Origin of the sequence: Paracoccus sp. SCN 68-21, assembly GCF_001724535.1 — a bacterium.
Taxonomy (GTDB): Bacteria; Pseudomonadota; Alphaproteobacteria; order Rhodobacterales; family Rhodobacteraceae; genus Paracoccus; species Paracoccus hibiscisoli.
The window spans coordinates 1-17,897 of sequence record NZ_MEES01000022.1 but is presented as its reverse complement, the minus strand read 5'-3'; the positions used below and the strand labels follow the sequence as shown (position 1 = coordinate 17,897).

The following is a 17,897-nucleotide window of genomic DNA, read 5'->3' as shown; positions in this document are numbered from 1 at the left end:
TGATGCACAGCTCTGACGTCCCCGCCCCTGCGGCTGCCAAGGTCCCGACCCATGCGGCCCCCGACCATCCGGCAATCATGCCTGCCAAGACCGGCATCCTGATCGCCAATCTGGGCACGCCGGACGGTTATGACTATTGGTCGATGCGTCGCTATCTGAACGAATTCCTGTCGGACCGCCGCGTCGTCGACATCAACCGCCTGATCTGGCAGCCGCTGCTGCAGCTGGTGATCCTGACCCGGCGGCCCTTCACCTCGGGCGCAAATTACAAGCTGATCTGGAACCACGAGGCCGATGAAAGCCCGCTGCTGACGATCACCAAGGCCCAGACCAAAGCCCTGGCCCAGATGGCCCATGACGAATGGGGCGACCAGGTCATGGTCGATTTCTGCATGCGCTATGGCAATCCGTCGACCAAGGACGTGGTCCGGCGCATGGTCGAGGCGGGGTGCCGGCGCATCGTGTTCCTGCCGCTTTATCCGCAATATGCGGGGCCGACCTCGGCCACGGCCAACGACCAGCTGTTCCGCGTGATGATGGAGGAGACCTGGCAGCCCGCCATCCGCACGGTCGAGCCCTATGTGAACCGCCCCGACTATATCAAGGCGCTGGCCGACAGCGTGCGCCGCGCGCTGAACGGCAAGGTGCCGAAAAAGCTGGTCGCCAGCTATCATGGCATGCCGAAACGCTATCTGATGCAGGGCGACCCCTATCATTGCCAGTGCCAGAAGACGTCGCGCCTGCTGCGCGAGGAGCTGGGCTGGCCCGAGGGGATCATCGACACCACGTTCCAGTCGGTCTTCGGCCGCGAGGAATGGCTGCGCCCCTATACGGTCGAACACGTGGCCGAGCTGGCCAAGCAGGGCCATACCGACATCGCGGTGATTTCGCCCGCCTTCTCGTCCGATTGCATCGAGACGCTGGAGGAGATCAACGGCGAGATCAAGGAGGCCTTCGAGGAGGCCGGCGGCCACGAGTTCCAGTACATCCCCTGCCTGAACGACGACCCGGCCCATATCCGGGTCATGCTGGAGGTGATCCGCGAGAATATCGGCGGCTGGGTCCACCCCGCCTGAGGCATTGGCGGCCCCCCGCAAGGGGGGCCTGCCCGCGTCACAGCACCAGGACCTGGGTGCCCAGCTTGGTGAAGTTGTACAGCTCGGCGATGTGTTCGTTGTACAGGCCGATGCAGCCGTTGGACGACCGGCGCCCGATCTTGCGCGTGTCATGCGTGCCGTGAATGCGGTAATATTGCCAGGTCAGCCACAGCGCATGGGTGCCCATCGGATTGTCCGGTCCTGGCGGCACAAAGGCGGGCCATTCCGGGTTGCGTTCGCGCATCGCGGGGGTCGGCGCCCAGGAGGGGCCGTCGACCTTGCGGATGATCTCGGTCCGGCCGGTGCGGACCAGATCCTCGCTGACCGGGATCGAGCTGGGATAGACGCGATAGGTGTTGCCGTCCTCGGACCAGTAGTGGACCGCGCGCGAGGTCAGGTCGCACAGGATCGCGCCATTGGTCAGGTTCGGGAAATGCGGCCGCCAGTCCTGGCCGCGAAAGCTGGAGATGTTGTGCTGGGGCGCGGGGCCGGTGGCGACCGGTGCGCCGGTGGCGGGGTCGATCTCCTGTCCCAGGGCGGGCAGGGCGAGGGTTGCGGCTCCCAGGGCCGCGGCCGAGCCCAGAAAGGCCCGACGATTGAAAGCAGACGACGTGCTCATCGACTCATGTCCTTCGTTCGGATCACCGCTCTTGCGGGGCGGTCTGCAGGGGGAGGCGCCGCAGCGGGCGGCATGGTCGGAAATATAGCCCGGCCCCGGTGTTGCGGCAATTCAATCCGTCGATCGGGCACCACCCGCCCGCCAAGCGCGGCGATCACGCCAAGTTGCGTTTGAACCCGTCCCCCACCTTGGATAGGACTGGGACATATGCGCGAGGAGTGTGCCGGAACATGAAGAAAATCAACGCGCTTGCGATTCTGGGGCTGATGGTGCTGGGGGCGTGCGGGCCGCGCAACCTAGCGCAAATGCCGATGCCCGCCCCCATGGACCCCACCCAGGCCATGGCCCCCGCGGTCGAGGACAATGCCGCGATTGCCGGACGCGTGTTGCAGCAGATCAACACCCTGCGTGCCAATATCGGCGCCGCGGCGCTGATGCCCAACCCTCAGCTGGAGGCCGCGGCCATGGCGCATGCGCGCGACATGTCGGCGCAGAATCGGGCCTGGCATTGGGGGTCGGACGGATCGTCGCCCCTGGACCGCGCGCGGCGGCAGGGTTTCTCGGGCGTGATCATCGGAGAGAACATCTCCGAGAGCTATGAGAACGACATGCAGACATTGGCTGCTTGGATGTCCACCCGCGACACACGTGACGTAATCATGGACCCCACGGCGACCCAACTGGGCTTTGCCTGGTTCACCGAGCCGTCGGGCAAGATCTGGTGGACGCTGCTGACCGGCAGCTGAAACAAGGGGCGGGCGCAAGGGCCCGCCCGACCGCCTTTTCAGGGATAGATGACCACGGGCGTGCGCGGCTGCAGCATGGCATAGATCTCCTGGATCTCTTCATCCGTCACGGCGATGCAGCCGGCCGTCCAGTCGCGGGCCTGCGGGAACAGGTGATTGCCTTGCGGGCCGCGCCCGTGGATGAAGATATCGCCGCCCGGGTTGCGCCCGAGCGATTCCGCAAAGGCCCGGTCGTTGGGGTTGGGATACGAGATGCCGACCGACAGGTGGAACGCGCTGCGCGGGTTGAAGCGGTCGATGTGATAGATGCCTTCGGGCGTTTTGCCGTCGCCTTCGAACTGCTTGTGGCCGACCGGCTGGTTGCCCAGGCTGATGTCATAGGACCGCACCACGGTGCTGCCGCTGAACAGGTGCATGCGGCGCTGGCCCTTGTTGACCTGGATCTGGGTGATCGGCGGGCCGGAATAGCGCTGGAACTTGTTGGTCTGCTGCGGGCGTCCACAGGCAGCCAGCAAGGCCAGCATAGAAATCGTGAACGTCCGACGGGTCGTTTTGCTCATCACTGCCTCTGAAGTGTTTTTCATTATTTGTGATCCCGGAATATCACGGATAGCACGGCCCTGCCTAGCCGGGCGTTAACGCCGCCACCATTTCGACATGCGGCGAAAACCGGAACTGATCGGCGATCCAGAGCCGGTCGATTCGATAGCCCGCATCGGCCAGAATCCGCGCATCCTTGGCAAAACTGACCGGGTCGCAGGACACGGCGGCCACCGCCGGAACCCGCGTTGCGGCCAAGTGACGCATCTGCGCCTCGGCACCGGCGCGCGGCGGGTCGATCACGATTGCGTCAAAGCGTGACAGCTCGTCGGGCATCAGCGGGCGCCGCGCCAGGTCGCGGACCTCGGTCGTGATGCGGTTCAGGCCGGGGGTGGCGCGCCAGGCCGAATCAAGCGCGGCCAGAGGCGCAGCCAGCCCCTCGACCGCGTGGATGGCGGCGCGTTCCGCCAGGGGCAGCGCGAATGTCCCGCAGCCCGCGAACAGGTCCGCGACCCGCGTGGCCCCCGCCAGCGCCGCGCGCACCGCCGCCAGCAGCGCCGCCTGACCCTGTTCCGTCGCCTGCAGGAAGGCGCCCGGCGGCGGCACGACCTGGGCGCGCCCCATCGGCAGGGCCGGGGCGCGGCGGGTGATGGCCTGGCCGTCCCAGTCCAGCCGCGCCAGATCGCCTTCCTCGGCCAGGGTGGCCAGGGTGGCGAACAGCGCGGGCTCCATCGGCTTGCCGCCGCGCACGGCCACGTCCAGCCCGGCGGGGCCGTGGATGACCACCAGCGACAGTTCTGCCGCCCGCGACGCGCCCGCCGCCACGATGCGTCGCAGCAGCGGCAGGGCGGCCACGATCTGTGGGCGCAGCACATGGCATTCGGCCAGATCGACGATCACCTCGGACGCGCGGCCGTGAAAACCCACCGTTGCGCCCTTTTTCGTGCGCCGACCCGACAGCACCGCCCGGCGGCGGCTGCCGAGGGGCGAGACATGCACCTGCGGCACAGGTGCCGCGATGCCCTGCGCGGCCAGGGCGGTCACCACCACCTGGGTCTTCCAGGCGGTGGTGAAGGCGTCCGTCGCATGCATCAGCGAACAGCCCCCGCAGGCGCGGTAATGCGCGCAGAGGGGCCGGATGCGGTCCGGGGACGGGGTGACGATGCGCGGGGCGGCGATGCGGCCGGTTTCGGCCTCGCCCTCGATCACCTCTCCGGGCAGGACCAGGGGGGCCAGCGCGCGGGCGTCCCCGGACAGGGCCACGCCGTCGCCCTTGCGACCAAGCCGCTCGATCAGCCACTGCGTCATTCGGCGGCCTCCTCGGTGCCCAGGAACCCGCCCGACTGGCGGTTCCAGTAGCGGGCATAGCGGCCGCCTCGGGCCAGCAGCGCGTCATGGCCGCCCTGTTCGACGATGCGCCCGTCCTCGATCACAAGGATGCGGTCCAGCTCGGCGATGGTGGACAGGCGGTGGGCGATGGCCAGCACCGTCTTGCCCTGCATGGCGCGGGTCAGGGCGTCCTGGACCTGGGCCTCGACCTCGCTGTCCAAGGCGCTTGTCGCCTCGTCCAGGACCAGGATCGGCGCATCCTTGAGGAACGCGCGGGCCAGGGCGATGCGCTGGCGCTGGCCGCCCGAAAGCTTGACCCCGCGTTCGCCCAGATGCGCGTCATAGCCGGTGCGGCCCGCGTAATCCTCCAGCGTCAGGATGAACTCATGCGCCTCGGCGGCGCGGGCGGCGGCAATGACATCATCCTGTGTCGCATCGGGGCGTCCATACAGGATGTTGTCGCGGGCCGAGCGGTTGAACATCGCCGTGTCCTGCGTGACCATGGCGATCTGGCGGCGCAGGCTTTCCTGCGTCACGTCGCGCAGGTCATGGCCGTCGATGCGGATGGCGCCCGCTTCGACATCGTAGAGCCGCAGCAGCAGCCCGACCAGCGTGGTCTTGCCCGCGCCCGAGGCGCCGACGATGCCGATCTTTTCCCCCGCCGCGATGGACAGGGTCAGGTCGCGGATGCCGCCCGCATCGCGCCCATAGGCGAATTCGACGTGATCGAAGGTGATCTGACCCCGCACGCGGGTCAGGGCGCGGGCGTCGGCCGTGTCGGTCAGCGCATGCGGCGGGGACAGGGTCTTCATGCCGTCCTCGACCTCTCCGATGCTGCCCCACATGCCCATCAGGGCCATGCTGACCCAGCCGGTCATCTGCGACAGCCGCATGGCGATCGCGCCGCTGGCGGCGACGTCGCCCACGGTCGCCGACCCCTCGCGCCACAGCAGGATCGCGCCACCAACCAGGATCACAGGCAGGATGCCGGCGACGATCATCAGCGACAGGCGGAACCAGGTGGACACCACGCCGAAATCCAGCGCGCGTTCGCGAAAGCCCGCCATCGCGCCCAAGGCTGCCTGATCCTCATGATCGGCATGGGCGAACAGCTTGACCGTCTTGATATTGGTGATGGTGTCGACGACCTGTCCGGTAACATTGGCGCGGGCCGAGGCGCGCGCCCCCGATTTCGCCCGGATGCGCGGCAGAAAGAACCGGATCAGCGCGAAATAGGCCCCCAGCCAGACCAGCAGCGCCACCGCCCCCCAGCCATCGACCGCCAGCAGAAAGGCCGCCGATCCCAGAACCGAGGCCAGCGCAAAGGCCACGACGTTGACCATTTCGGACGCGACATCGGTGACGGCGCGGGCCGTCTGCATCTGTTTCTGCGCCAGCCGCCCGGCAAAGTCGTTGTCGAAGAAGGTGACCGCGTGTCCCATCGTCCAGCGATGCAGCCGCGACAGCACCAAGGGCAGGATGTTCGGCCCGATGATCACGTTGGAGCTGGCCGTGGACAGGCCATAGATCGCCGGGCGGATCACCAGAAAGAAGCCCGCAAACAGCGCGACCAGCCGCCAGTTCTCCTCCCAGAACATCCCCGGCGCGCTGGTCGAGACGGCATCGACGACCATCCCCAGCAGCAGCGCCGAGACGACATCCGCGACCCCACCCAGGGCCGAGGCCACGGCGGCAAAGCCCAGGCCCCGCCAGGCGCCCGACAGGCACCAGCGGAAAAAGGCCATCAGCGTGGCGGGGGGCGGGCCCTCGGCGGGGCGAAACGCATCGACCATGCGGCCGAAGGTGCGGTGCAGGCTCATGTCGGGTCCTTTCCGGCCATGAGGGCCCCGTCGATCAGGGCAGGGGCGGGCAGGGTAAATGCCGAGGCGATCCACGCGGCCTCGGCCGCCTTCAGGGCGCGGCCCAGGGCGGGCCCCTGCAGCGGGGCCAGGTCGGTGGCGGCGATGGGCAGGGGCGCGTCGGCGCCGCGCGCGATGCGGGCCTGCCAGTCGGCGGGCAGGGGGTGGCCGTCGGCGGCGACCAGCAGGGCGTGATCGGTCGCCAGATCGGCACCCATGCGGAACGCGGCCTCGTCCAGGGACCAGCCCCGGGCGCGCTGAAGCGCGTTCAGGGCGCGCTGATCGGCGCGCGACAGGCGCAGGTCGGGCGTGACCGTGCACAGCGCAGCCAGACGGCGCAGCCAGCCGCCGGGCATGGGTTCCGCCGCCAGCAGGGCAGCCAGGCGGTCGGGCGTCGCATCCGGCAGCAGCACGGCCAGCACGCCGGTCTGCGCCATCAGCCCGACGGCGGGGCCGGGATCGGGCGCGGCCAGCAGCTTTTTCAGCTCGGCCCCGATGCGTTCGCGGGCGATGCGCGACAGCCCGTCGCGATGCACAGCACAGGCCGCGACCGCCGCCGGATCGGCCTGGTGGCCATAGCGCGCGAAAAACCGAAAGAACCGCAGGATGCGCAGGTAATCCTCCGCTATGCGGGCATCGGGGCCACCCACAAAGCGCAGCCGTCGCGCCGCCAGGTCAGGCAGCCCGCCCATCGGGTCGATGACCGTCCCGTCGCGGTCGGCATAAAGCGCGTTCATGGTGAAATCGCGCCGCGCCGCATCCTCGGCCAGATCGGTCGAAAAGGCGACGACGGCATGGCGCCCGTCGGTCTCTACGTCGCGGCGAAAGGTCGTGACCTCGAACCCGCGCCCGCTGGCGACCAGGGTGACGGTGCCGTGGTCGATGCCCGTGGGCACCGCGCGCAGACCGGCGGCGCGGGCCAGCGCGACCGTCCGCTGCGGCGGGGCGTCGGTGGCGATGTCGATATCGTCGATGGGCTGGCCCAGCAGCGCATTGCGCACCGCGCCGCCGACCAGCAGGGCGCGGTCGCCCTGCGCGGTCAGCGCGTCCAGCACGCGCATCAGCGCGGGGTCGGACAGGATATGGTCGGGCAGTCGCGTCACAGCCGGTGCGCCAGGCCCAGCAGGATGCGCGCGGTCGCCCCCCACAGGTAATAGGGCCCGAAGGGTGCCGCGTGATAGCTGCGCCAGCCGCCGCGCCAGCGCCGCCGCTCCACCCGATAGCGGGCGGGGTCTGCGACATGGGCAAAGGGCAGGGTGAAGGCCTCCTCGACCTCGCCGGCCTCGGGGGTGGGGGCGAAGGGGCCGTCGATCAGCGCCAGGACTGGCGTGACCGAGAACCCGGTGACGGTGCGATGCGGCGGCAGCGTGCCCAGAACGCGGACCTGGGCGGGATTCAGGCCGACCTCCTCATGCGCCTCGCGCAGGGCGGCGGCGGTGGCGTCGGTGTCGCCCGGATCGACCTTGCCGCCGGGCAGGGCGATCTGACCCGGATGGTGGCGCAGGCCCGAGGCGCGCTTGGTCAGGACCAGCCGCCCGTCATCGGCGTGAAATGCAGCCAGCACGCCCGCCGGGCGCAGGGGTGCGTCGGGCGGCATGGCATCCGGGTTCAGATCGTAATCCGAACTGGGACCGGATGCCCGGTGCAGGGCCTCGTGCAGGCGGGCCGGTGACCAGAGGGTCACTCGGCCGCCTTGTCGCTGCTGTCTAGCGGGTTGCCCTCGGGGTCGACGGTCGCCTCAAAGCCCAGGCTTTGGGGGTCGAACACGTAATGGGCGCCGCAGAACTGGCAATCGGCGGTCACGGTGCCCTCGGGGGTGGTCATGTGGGCGATGTCCTTGGCCGAATAGATGGCCAGCGTGCCGCGGACCCGATCGCTGCTGCACGAACAGCCGAACTCGACCCTGTGGGCGTCGAAGACGCGCGGGGTCTCCTCGTGGAACAGGCGCAGCAGCAGGTCGGTCGGCCCGACGGTGGGGCCGATCAGCTCCAGCGTCTCGACCGTGTCCAGCAGGATGTTGGCACGGTTCCAGTTCTCGGATTCGGCGCCCTGCAGGATGTCGGCGGCCTCGATCAGGCCGCCCTCGCCGCTGCCGCCCTCGGTCGGTTGGGCCGGATCGCCGGGCAGGGTCTGCAGCATCATGCCGCCCGCGCGCCATTCGGCGGGCTGACCCGACAGCCGCGACTGCCCCGAGGCCAGCTGGAACCGCGTCGGCAGCTGTTCGGATTGCGCGAAATAGGTCTGCGCGCAGGCCGACAGCGACCCGCCCGTCAGCGGCGTGATGCCCTGATAGGGGGTGCTGCCCGGCCCCTGGTCGATCAGGATGGCGAAATAGCCCTCTCCGATCTGCTCGAAGGGGGGGCGGGCGTCCAGGCGGTCGGCGTCAAAGCTGGCCCAGGCCCGAATGCGCGCGGGCTTGCCCTCGCCCTCGGGGGCGAAATAGTCGGCGGCCAGCGTGCGGATCGGGCCGTTGCCGCGCACCTGCAGGCTCAGCTTCCAGCGCAGCTTGACGGTCGGGCCGATCAGCGCGGTCAGCAGCGCGATCTCGGCGACCATAGCGCTGACGGCGGGCGGATAGTCGTGGCGCGACAGGATGTGATCCAGCACCCCGTCCAGACGCACGACGCGTCCGCGGATCGAGCTGCGGTCCAGTTGAAAGGGCAGGACCGTATCGTCCCAGGCTATCTGGTTGATCTTGTTCATCATCTATCCTTGAGGTGGCAGCGGCGCGGCCATGGCCCGCCCGGTTGCGCCCAATATAAGGCATTTTCCGCCGATCCCAAGGGGGCAGGGGACGCGGGGGCCGCCACCGCTTTCCCCGGCCAGCCGCCCGCGCTATGACCACCGCACAGCCAGACAGGATGCCCCATGATCCCGCGTTTCGGACAACCGCCCCACAGCGCCCCCCGCTATCGCCGCCGGCCGGGGGCCTATGCGATCCTGTGGCGCGATGGGCGCATCCTGCTGACCCATCAGAAGGCGCCGGTGCCGGAATTCCAGCTGCCCGGCGGCGGCATCGACCCCGGAGAGCATGCGCTGGCCGCGCTCCACCGCGAGGTGGCCGAGGAGACCGGCTGGACCATCGGTGCCGCGCGGCATCTGTGCAGCTATCGGCGGTTCTGCTTCATGCCCGATTACGACATGCACGCCGAGAAACGCTGCCAGATCTGGGTCGCACGCCCGATCCTGCGTCTGTCGGAGCCGTCCGAGCCGGGCCACAGCGCGCATTGGATGGGCCCGGACGCGGCGCTGGCGCATCTGGTCGATCCCGGCTCGCAGGCGGCGCTGCGCGGGTTTCTGGCGCGGCTCTAGCCGTCGTCCAGGCGGATCACCTGGCCCGAGGCGCGGAACTCGACCAGGACGGCGGACATGTCGTCCTGTCGTTCACCACGGCAATATTCGGATACCGACCAGGCCATCGATTCCAGGAAGGAATGGCCGTGCAGGAAGGCGTTGGTGCGCATCACCGCCTCCAGCCCGTCGCAGCCCAGCTGTCGGCCGCTGGGGGTCGCGGCCTCGGTGATGCCGTCCGAGGCGATCAACAGGCGGTCGCCCGGTTCCAGCGTGACCTCGATCTCGTCAAAGATGGGGCGTTCGAAAACACCGATGGGCATGCCGCCATTGCCCAGATGGGTCACGCGCCCGTCAGCGCGCTGCAGGGCAGGATGGGGATGGCCGGCCTGGATCATCCGCACATGGCCGGTGACGTGGTTCAGCTCGGCATAGATCATGGTAAAATAGGTGTCGGTGTTCATCTCCTCCAGCATCATGGTGTTGAAGAAATGCGCCAGCGCGCTGGGCCCCGCGGCGTCGCCCCCGTCCTGCGCGCCGCGCAGGGCGACGTTCTGGTCGGACGAGGCCGAAAGGTGCACCGACAGCTGCGCGGTCAGCAGCGCCGCCGTCACCCCATGGCCCGACACGTCCAGCGCATAGAGGCCCAGGCGATCCTCTCCGATGGGGAAGAACCCCACCAGATCGCCGCCGATATGGCCTGCGGGGCGCAGCAGCAGGCTGATCTCGAAGGTGCCGAAGACGCCGGATCGTTCGCGGACCAGCCCCTGCTGCAGCTTGCGCGCCTCGCGCAGGTCGCGCTCCATCGCCGCCTGGGTTTCCGACAGCTGGGCCAAGGCGTGGCGCAGCTGGGTGTTGCTGGCACGCAACTCCTCCTCGACGCGCAGGATGCGTTCGCCCGCGGCCATGCGGGCCAGCAGTTCCTGGGGGGCGACGGGCTTGGTCAGGAAATCGTCGGCCCCGGCCTGCAGCCCCTCGGTGATGGCGCGGGCATCGGCATTCGACGTCAGCAGCAGGAAATAGCCGTAATTCGGGCGCGGCAGCTTTCGGAAGGCGGCGCAGAATTCAAGCCCGCTCATCTCGGGCATCATCCAGTCCGACAGCACCAGATCCGGCACCAGGCGGGTGCACAGGTCCAGCGCCTCGGCCCCGTTCGCGGCTTCGATCACCTCATAGCCGCCCAGTTTCAGCAACCGGGCCAGCAGGCGTCGTTGGGAGGCACTGTCATCGACCAGCAGCACCAGCCGCCGTGTGCTGGGCGGGGTCGGGGCGGGATTGGTCTGGGGGCGATTCGCGGCTGTCATGGGATGTGTTTAGCCGCCGGGTCGTAAACTTGGGGTAAACCGCCCTGTCCATTGCCATTAAATGTTTCGCAACCCGAAGCGGCTAGACAGGAATGGTAACGATTCGAAAGGTATGGGTATGATCGACTGGAGCCGAGTCATCGAACTGCGCGACCAGCTGGGGCCGGACGATCTGGCACCGATCATCGACATGATCCTGTCCGAGGTCGAGGCGCATCTTTCGGCGCTGGATGGCCGGACCCTGCACCTGGCCGAGGATCTGCACCTGCTGCGGGGGCTGGCCGCCAATCTGGGCTTTTCCGATTTCTGCGCGCAATGCCGGCGCGGAGAGGAGCAGCTGGCCCGCGAGGGGCATTTCACCCTGGGCCCCGCCGTCCTGCGCGCCAGCTTCGGACAGACCAAGCAGCTGTTTCTGCGCGACCTGCCGCATGTGATGGGGGGCGAGCCGCCCAATGCGCAGACTGCCTGGGCCTCGTGATCAGACCAACAACTCGGACAGGATGCCGTCATTGGTGATGTCGCGATAGGCAAAGCCCGACTGGTCCAGCCGCGCCATCAGCGCGGTCAGGTTCGCGGGCTCGGAGGTTTCAATCCCGATCAGCACGGACCCGAAGTTGCGGGCCGATTTCTTGAGGTATTCGAACCGCGCGATATCGTCGTTCGGGCCCAGCAGCTCCAGGAAATCGCGCAGCGCGCCGGGGCGCTGCGGCATGCGCAGAACGAAATACTTCTTCACGCCCGCGAACCGCTGCGCGCGTTCCTTGACCTCGGGCAGGCGCTCGAAATCGAAATTTCCGCCCGAACAGACCGCCACCACCGTCTTGCCCGACAGATCGCCCAGATCGCCCAGCACGTCCAGCGCCAGCGCGCCGGCGGGTTCCAGCACGACACCCTCGGTGTTCAGCATCTCCAGCATGGTGCGGCAGATGCGGTCCTCGGGGGCCAGATAGACGTCATGTTCGGAAAAGCGCGACAGCGCCTCGAAGGGCAGGGCACCGATGCGCGCGACCGCCGCCCCGTCGACAAAGCTGTCCACCGCAGGCAGAGCCACCGGCGCGCCCGCGCGCAGAGCCGCCTGCAGGCTGGCACCGCCCAGGGGCTCGGCAAAGGCAAAGCGCGTGTCCGGCGCCTCGGTCGCCAGCAGCTTGGTCACGCCCGCCGACAGACCGCCGCCGCCCACGGGCAGCACGACCAGATCGGGGGCGCGGCCCAACTGGGCCAGCATTTCCATGCCCACGGTGGCCTGTCCCTCGATGATGTCGGGCGCGTCGAAGGGCGACAAGAACTGCGCGCCCTCATCGGCGCAGAAGGCCTGGGCCGCGGCCAGGGTCTGGTCGAAATAGTCGCCGGTCAGCACGATGCGGATGGCGTCGCCGCCGAACATCCGCGTCTTGTCGATCTTTTGCCCCGGCGTGGTGACCGGCATGAAGATCGTGCCGCGCGCGCCGAAATGGCGGCAGGCAAAGGCCACGCCCTGCGCGTGGTTGCCCGCGCTGGCGCAGACGAAATGGGCGGGCGCCCCGTCGCCCACCAGCTTGCGCATCGCGTTGAAGGCGCCGCGCAGCTTGTAGCTGCGGACGGGGGTCAGGTCCTCGCGCTTGAGCCAGATGTCGGCGCCGTATTTCGCCGACAGGTGGTCGTTGCGTTGCAAGGGCGTGGGCTCGAACAGGTCGCGAAGCGCGGCCTCGGCCAGACGGACGGCGGCGGCAAAGTTTTCCATGCCCCGCCCATGCCGCGAAACGCGGCCCTTGGCAAGCCGTCAGCGCAGCGCACGTCCCTCGACGAAGTGGCCCCAGAGCGTCGTGATCAGCGACAGCGACAGCAGGGCGCCCAGCCAGGCGGCAAGAAGCGTGGCCACCAGCCCCACAAGGCCGGGGATCTGTGACGCGAGATTGAAGATGGTCTGCAGAAGCTGACTGAACACGGCCAGAACGAGCAGGGTGCCCAGATGCGATTCCGTGGCCTTCCAGCCGGTCGTCAGCGGCTTTTCTGCGCCGATGGCCGCTCCGGCCAGCCCTGTTCCGAGGCGCAGGCCGATAATGGCCACGGCGATCCCAAGGATGAGGCTGACCAGCATGACGACGTAGACACTGCCGTTCAGCGACGCGTTCACGGCCACGACGAGGGTCAGGGGCAGAACGACGATCAGCACGATGACGAGGGTCATCCTGACCGCCGCCCCGAAATAGCGCGCCTCGGAGCCTTCGATGCTGCGGAAGACCTGCGGGCTTTCCTCCAGAAGGACGTGACGATGCCAGGAGGCGGCCAGGCTGACGAAGGCCAGCACGAAGGTCGCGACGATCGCCAGTGACACCGCGCCGACCGCGATCCCGGACAGATTGCCGCCCGCCAGGACCAGGCGCGCGACCACCCCGATGCCGATGCCAAGGGCGGCCAGCAGCAGCGGCAGGACAGAGAGGGTCAGCGCTGCGCCCATGTTGCCGATCAGCTGCAGGATCGCGTGGCGGAGAAGTCGAAAGGCCAGCATCAAATCACCCGATTGAAATCGCGCCCACGCTAATCGCCCCCGAACCCTTGTGACAACGCGCAAATCGCCGTATTCCCGCTGAAACTTCGACGAAGGGTTAACCGCATGTCCGACGCGCCGAAAAAAGTCGTCCTCGCCTATTCGGGGGGGCTTGATACCTCGATCATCCTGAAATGGCTGCAGACCGAATATGGCTGCGAGGTGGTGACCTTCACCGCCGATCTGGGCCAGGGCGAGGAGCTGGAGCCCGCGCGCGAAAAGGCGCTGATGCTGGGCATCGCGCCCGAGAACATCCACATCATCGACGTGCGCGAGGAATTCGTGCGCGATTTCGTCTTCCCGATGTTCCGGGCCAATGCGCTGTACGAGGGGCTGTATCTGCTGGGCACGTCGATCGCGCGCCCGCTGATCTCTCAGCATCTGGTGCGGATCGCGCAGGAATCGGGCGCGGATGCGGTGGCGCATGGCGCGACGGGCAAGGGCAACGACCAGGTCCGGTTCGAGCTGTCGGCCTATGCGCTGGACCCGTCGATCAAGGTCATCGCGCCCTGGCGGGAATGGGACCTGACCTCGCGCACCAAGCTGATCGAGTTCGCGGAAAAGAACCAGATCCCCATCGCCAAGGACAAGCGCGGCGAGGCGCCGTTCAGCGTGGACGCGAACCTTCTGCACACCTCCTCCGAGGGCAAGGCGCTGGAGGACCCGGCGGTGGCCGCGCCCGACTATGTCTATCAGCGCACCGTGAACCCCGAGGACGCGCCCGACACGCCCGAGTTCATCGAGGTGACATTTGAGAAGGGCGACGCCGTCGCGATCAACGGCGAGGCCATGTCGCCCGCCACGATCCTGACCAAGCTGAACGAGCTGGGCGGCGCCCACGGCATCGGGCGTCTGGACTTTGTCGAGAACCGCTTCGTTGGCATGAAGTCGCGCGGCATCTATGAGACGCCGGGCGGCACGGTCCTCTTGGAGGCCCATCGCGGGATTGAGCAGATCACCCTGGACAGCGGCGCGGGCCACCTGAAGGATTCGATCATGCCCCGCTATGCGGAGCTGATCTATAACGGCTTCTGGTTCTCCCCCGAGCGCGAGATGCTGCAGGCCCTGATCGACAAGAGCCAGGAGCATGTGACCGGTACCGTGCGGCTGAAGCTCTACAAGGGCATGGCGACCTGCGTGGGCCGCTGGTCGGATCATTCGCTCTACAGCGAGGCGCATGTGACCTTCGAGGACGACGCCGGCGCCTATGATCAGAAGGACGCGGCGGGCTTCATCCGCCTGAACGCGCTGCGCCTCAAGCTGATCGCCAACCGCAACGCCCGCGTGGCGAAATGACCGCCGGGGCCGCCCGCATCGCCATCGTGACCGTCAGCGATCGCGCGTCGCGGGGCGAATACGAGGACAAGGGTGGCCCCGGTGCCGAGGCGTGGCTGCGGGGTGTCATCACCTCGCCCATGACCATCGACCGCCACATCATCCCCGATGGCCGCGAGAGCGTCGCCGCCACCCTGCGCGACCTGGCCGACGGGGGCGCGGACCTGATCCTGGTCACCGGCGGCACCGGCCCCGCGCCGCGCGACCTGACCCCCGAGGCTGTCGCCGACATCATGGACAAGGAACTGCCCGGCTTCGGAGAAGAGATGCGCCGCGCATCCCTGCGCGAGGTGCCGACCGCCATCCTGTCGCGTCAGACCGCCGCGATCCGCGGGCGCAGCCTGATCATCACCATCCCCGGCAAGCCCTCGGCCATCGCGACCTGCCTGGACGCGATCTTCGCCGCCGTCCCCTATTGCCTGGACCTGATCGGCGCCGCACGGATCGAGACCGACCCCACGCGGATCACAGCCTTCCGGCCAAAGGGCGCCTGACCCTTCTTCTTCACTCAAATATCCATCTTCAGCCGCCCATCAGGCGCAGCGCCACGGGTGCGATGATCGCCGTCAGCACCGCGTTCAGCCCCATCCCGATGCCCGAAAACGCGCCCGCCGTCGCGTTCACCTGAAACGCCCGCGCGGTGCCGATCCCGTGGGCCGCGACGCCCACGGCAAAGCCCCGCGCCCGCCAGTCGCGGATCTTCAGCGCGTTCAGCAGCGGCGTCACCACAATCGCGCCGAAAATCCCGGTCAGCAACACCAGCGCGGCGGTCAGCGTCGGCTGTCCGCCCAGCTGTTCGGCGATGCCAATGGCCACCGGCGCGGTCGTCGATTTCGGCGCCAGCGACGCCAGCACCGACCCCTCGATCCCGAAACCCCGCGCGATCATGAGGGCCGACACGACCGCCACCCCGGACCCCGCCAGCAGCCCCGCCAGCATCGGCAGCGCGGCGCGCCGCACGCGGGGCAGGTTGTCATAGAGCGGCAGGGCCAGCGCGACGGTGGCCGGGCCCAGCATGAAATGGACGAATTGCGCGCCCTCGAAATAGGTCGCGTAATCCGTGCCGGTCAGCCCCAGCAGCACCGCCAGCAGGATCACCGCGATCAGCACCGGATTGGCCCAGCTGGCCCGACCCAATCCCCGCGATACGGCGTCCCCGCCCAGATAGGCCAGCAGCGTGGCGGTCAGCCACAGCAGCGGCTCCTGCGCCAGATAGGACCAGATCAGGACCGGATCACTCACGGCCCTGGTCCCTCAGCGCCTCACGCTCCTCTGATCCGGTCAGGCGGGCGACGGCGGTGAAGGCCCAGGCCCCCGCGGCGATGGCCAGCAGCGTGGACCCCATCAGCGCGACCGCCAGCCCCAGCCCCTGATCGCGCAGCAGGTCCCAATGCGCGACGATCCCCACGCCCGCGGGCACGAAAAACAGCGACAGATGGGACAGCAGGCCCGTGGTCGTGGGCCGGATCGCCTCGGCCAAGGCGGGGCGCAGGATGCAGGCCAGAACCAGCGCGATCAGCCCCACCACCGGCCCCGGCAAGGGCAGGCCCAGACCGCGCGAGGTGATCTCTCCGGCCAGCTGGAAGGTCAGGATCAGGGCAAGGGTGCGGATCATCGCGCCAGACTATCGCGCGCGCCGGTCCCGCGCCAGAGGGGCCGGCGCGGTCCTCCGGTTGACTTGCCCCCCCGGCCCATGGAAAATCGCCCCCTGTTTCCTTGTCAGACCGGACCCGACCCTTGCGCTTTGACCGCCTTCGCCTGAATGGCTTCAAAAGCTTCGTGGACCCGACCGATCTGGTCATCCGCGAGGGGCTGACCGGCGTGGTCGGGCCCAATGGCTGCGGCAAGTCCAACCTGCTGGAGGCCCTGCGATGGGTCATGGGCGAGAACCGCCCCACCGCCATGCGCGGCGACGGGATGGAGGACGTGATCTTTGCCGGCACCACGCGCCGCAGCGCCCGCGCCCATGCCGAGGTGTCGCTGACCGTCGACAATCGCGACCGGCTGGCGCCTGCGGGCTTTAACGACGACGATCAGTTCGACATTACCCGCCGCATCACCCGCGACGCGGGCAGCGCCTATAAGATCGCCGGCAAGGACGTTCGGGCGCGCGACGTGCAGATGCTGTTCGCGGATGCCTCGACCGGGGCGCACAGCCCGGCGCTGGTCCGGCAAGGCCAGATCAGCGAGCTGATCAGCGCCAAGCCCAAGGCGCGGCGTCGTATCCTTGAGGAGGCTGCGGGGATCTCGGGCCTTTATGCGCGGCGCCATGAGGCGGAGCTGAAGCTGAACGGGGCCGAGGCGAACCTGCTGCGGGTCGATGACACGCTGGATCAGTTGTCCGCGCAGGCCGCGACCTTGGCGCGTCAGGCCCGCGCGGCGGCGAAATACCGCGAGATCGGCGCAAGCCTGCGTCTGGCCGAGGGCGTGCTGCTGCTGCGCCGCTGGTCCGAGGCCGAGGCCGCGCGCCTGGCCGCCGTCGAGGCGCTGGCGCAGGCGGTGCGCGCGGTGTCGGATGCGGGGGCGGCAGCCGCTGCCGCTCAGGCGCGCCGCGCGCAGGCCGACGACGCCCTGCCGCCGCTGCGCGAGGAGGAGCAGATCGCCGCCGCCCTGGTCAGCCGCCTGACCGCCGAGGCCGAGGCGCTGGACCAGGCCGAAGCCCGCGCCACCCAGACCATCGTCGCGCTGTCCGGGCGCATCGCCCAGCTGGACCGCGACATCGAGCGCGAGGAGGCGCTGAACCGCGACGCCGCCGAGGTGGTCGCCCGGCTGGACTGGGAGAAGGCCCAGCTGGAGCAGGCCGCCTTGGGCCATGACGACCGGCTGGATCAGGCCGCTGCCCTGGCCGATGCCGCGACTGAGGCGCTGCGCGAGGTCGAGGCGCGGCTGACCGAACTGACCGACGAATCGGCCCGCCTGGCTGCACGCTACCAATCGGCTGAGCGTCTGGCCACCGACCTGCGCGCCATGTTCACCCGCGCCGACCGCGCCGCGACCGAGGCCGCAGAGGCGCTGGCCACCGCCAATGCCGCCGGAGAGGCCGCCGCCGCCGCGCTGGATCAGGCCGATGCCGCCCAGGATCAGGCCCGCGACCGCGTCGAGGCCGCCGAGGATGCGCTGGCCGCCGCCGAATCCGCCCGCGCCGATCTGGAGACGCGCGAGGCCGCCGCCCGCGCCGCCCGCGCCGAGGCCGAGGGCGAGGCCGGGGCCCTGGCCGCCGAACGCACCGCCCTGCAGCGGCTGGTCGAAC

Annotated in this window: 19 protein-coding genes; 7 read left to right on the top strand and 12 right to left on the bottom strand. The window is 68.9% G+C overall.

Annotation, left to right across the window (positions count from 1 at the left end):
• Positions 1-2: 2 nt before the first annotated feature.
• Entirely contained in the window at positions 3-1,076 is a 1,074-nt protein-coding gene (gene hemH / locus ABS73_RS08960) for a ferrochelatase (RefSeq protein WP_277024382.1), read from the top strand.
• A 37-nt stretch (positions 1,077-1,113) separates the two neighbouring features.
• Here the strand turns inward: hemH and ABS73_RS08955 are convergent, their stop codons facing one another.
• Complete coding sequence (locus tag ABS73_RS08955; protein WP_277024381.1) at positions 1,114-1,716, bottom strand: L,D-transpeptidase; 603 nt, start codon at positions 1,714-1,716, stop codon at positions 1,114-1,116.
• A 230-nt stretch (positions 1,717-1,946) separates the two neighbouring features.
• Here ABS73_RS08955 and dalA point away from each other — a divergent pair, with 230 nt between their 5' ends.
• Entirely contained in the window at positions 1,947-2,462 is a 516-nt protein-coding gene (gene dalA / locus ABS73_RS08950; RefSeq protein WP_277024380.1) for a divisome-associated lipoprotein DalA, read from the top strand.
• 38 nt (positions 2,463-2,500) lie between these two features.
• Here the strand turns inward: dalA and ABS73_RS08945 are convergent, their stop codons facing one another.
• From ABS73_RS08945 to hslO, 6 genes are all read right to left on the bottom strand, one after another.
• Positions 2,501-3,022, bottom strand: a complete 522-nt coding sequence (locus tag ABS73_RS08945) for a L,D-transpeptidase family protein (RefSeq protein ID WP_277024378.1) — start codon at positions 3,020-3,022, stop codon at positions 2,501-2,503.
• Between the two features lie 64 nt (positions 3,023-3,086).
• Positions 3,087-4,310 (bottom strand): class I SAM-dependent RNA methyltransferase, encoded by a 1,224-nt coding sequence (locus ABS73_RS08940; RefSeq protein ID WP_277024376.1) that lies wholly within the window; start codon positions 4,308-4,310, stop codon positions 3,087-3,089.
• Complete coding sequence (locus ABS73_RS08935; protein ID WP_277024374.1) at positions 4,307-6,151, bottom strand: ABC transporter ATP-binding protein; 1,845 nt, start codon at positions 6,149-6,151, stop codon at positions 4,307-4,309. Before ABS73_RS08935 ends, ABS73_RS08940 begins: the two co-directional genes overlap by 4 nt.
• On the bottom strand, positions 6,148-7,293 hold the full coding sequence (locus ABS73_RS08930; RefSeq protein ID WP_277024373.1) for a CCA tRNA nucleotidyltransferase: 1,146 nt from the start codon (positions 7,291-7,293) through the stop codon (positions 6,148-6,150). The genes ABS73_RS08935 and ABS73_RS08930 overlap by 4 nt, the downstream gene beginning before the upstream one ends.
• Positions 7,290-7,874 (bottom strand): NUDIX hydrolase, encoded by a 585-nt coding sequence (locus tag ABS73_RS08925; protein ID WP_277024370.1) that lies wholly within the window; start codon positions 7,872-7,874, stop codon positions 7,290-7,292. Before ABS73_RS08925 ends, ABS73_RS08930 begins: the two co-directional genes overlap by 4 nt.
• Positions 7,871-8,893: an Hsp33 family molecular chaperone HslO gene (gene hslO / locus ABS73_RS08920; protein ID WP_277024367.1), complete on the bottom strand. Its 1,023-nt coding sequence runs from the start codon at positions 8,891-8,893 to the stop codon at positions 7,871-7,873. Before hslO ends, ABS73_RS08925 begins: the two co-directional genes overlap by 4 nt.
• Positions 8,894-9,058: 165 nt before the next feature.
• On the opposite strand from hslO, the gene ABS73_RS08915 reads away from it, so the two are divergent.
• On the top strand, positions 9,059-9,502 hold the full coding sequence (locus tag ABS73_RS08915; RefSeq protein ID WP_277024365.1) for an NUDIX domain-containing protein: 444 nt from the start codon (positions 9,059-9,061) through the stop codon (positions 9,500-9,502).
• On the opposite strand, the gene ABS73_RS08910 is transcribed toward ABS73_RS08915, so the two are convergent.
• On the bottom strand, positions 9,499-10,785 hold the full coding sequence (locus ABS73_RS08910; RefSeq protein WP_277024362.1) for a PP2C family protein-serine/threonine phosphatase: 1,287 nt from the start codon (positions 10,783-10,785) through the stop codon (positions 9,499-9,501). The two genes, ABS73_RS08915 and ABS73_RS08910, sit on opposite strands and share 4 nt — an antisense overlap.
• 118 nt (positions 10,786-10,903) lie before the next feature.
• Between ABS73_RS08910 and ABS73_RS08905 the strand changes: the two genes are divergently transcribed.
• Positions 10,904-11,263 (top strand): Hpt domain-containing protein, encoded by a 360-nt coding sequence (locus tag ABS73_RS08905; protein ID WP_277024361.1) that lies wholly within the window; start codon positions 10,904-10,906, stop codon positions 11,261-11,263.
• Here ABS73_RS08905 and ilvA read toward each other — a convergent pair whose 3' ends face one another.
• Both ilvA and ABS73_RS08895 read right to left on the bottom strand, forming a co-directional pair.
• A complete protein-coding gene (gene ilvA / locus ABS73_RS08900) occupies positions 11,264-12,505 on the bottom strand; it encodes a threonine ammonia-lyase IlvA (RefSeq protein WP_277024359.1) in 1,242 nt (413 codons plus the stop codon).
• Positions 12,506-12,544: 39 nt separating this feature from the next.
• On the bottom strand, positions 12,545-13,273 hold the full coding sequence (locus ABS73_RS08895; RefSeq protein WP_286693435.1) for a hypothetical protein: 729 nt from the start codon (positions 13,271-13,273) through the stop codon (positions 12,545-12,547).
• Positions 13,274-13,378: 105 nt separating this feature from the next.
• Here ABS73_RS08895 and ABS73_RS08890 point away from each other — a divergent pair, with 105 nt between their 5' ends.
• Entirely contained in the window at positions 13,379-14,608 is a 1,230-nt protein-coding gene (locus ABS73_RS08890; RefSeq protein ID WP_277024353.1) for an argininosuccinate synthase, read from the top strand.
• Positions 14,605-15,141, top strand: coding sequence for a molybdopterin adenylyltransferase (gene mog, locus ABS73_RS08885; RefSeq protein ID WP_277024349.1), 537 nt, complete (start codon positions 14,605-14,607; stop codon positions 15,139-15,141). The genes ABS73_RS08890 and mog overlap by 4 nt, the downstream gene beginning before the upstream one ends.
• A 28-nt stretch (positions 15,142-15,169) precedes the next feature.
• Here the strand turns inward: mog and ABS73_RS08880 are convergent, their stop codons facing one another.
• A complete protein-coding gene (locus ABS73_RS08880) occupies positions 15,170-15,889 on the bottom strand; it encodes an LrgB family protein (RefSeq protein WP_277024347.1) in 720 nt (239 codons plus the stop codon).
• Positions 15,882-16,262 (bottom strand): CidA/LrgA family protein, encoded by a 381-nt coding sequence (locus ABS73_RS08875; RefSeq protein ID WP_136855369.1) that lies wholly within the window; start codon positions 16,260-16,262, stop codon positions 15,882-15,884. Before ABS73_RS08875 ends, ABS73_RS08880 begins: the two co-directional genes overlap by 8 nt.
• Before the next feature lie 122 nt (positions 16,263-16,384).
• Here ABS73_RS08875 and ABS73_RS08870 point away from each other — a divergent pair.
• The coding region (locus ABS73_RS08870; RefSeq protein ID WP_286693434.1) for an AAA family ATPase at positions 16,385-17,897 on the top strand (1,513 nt) is incomplete at its 3' end.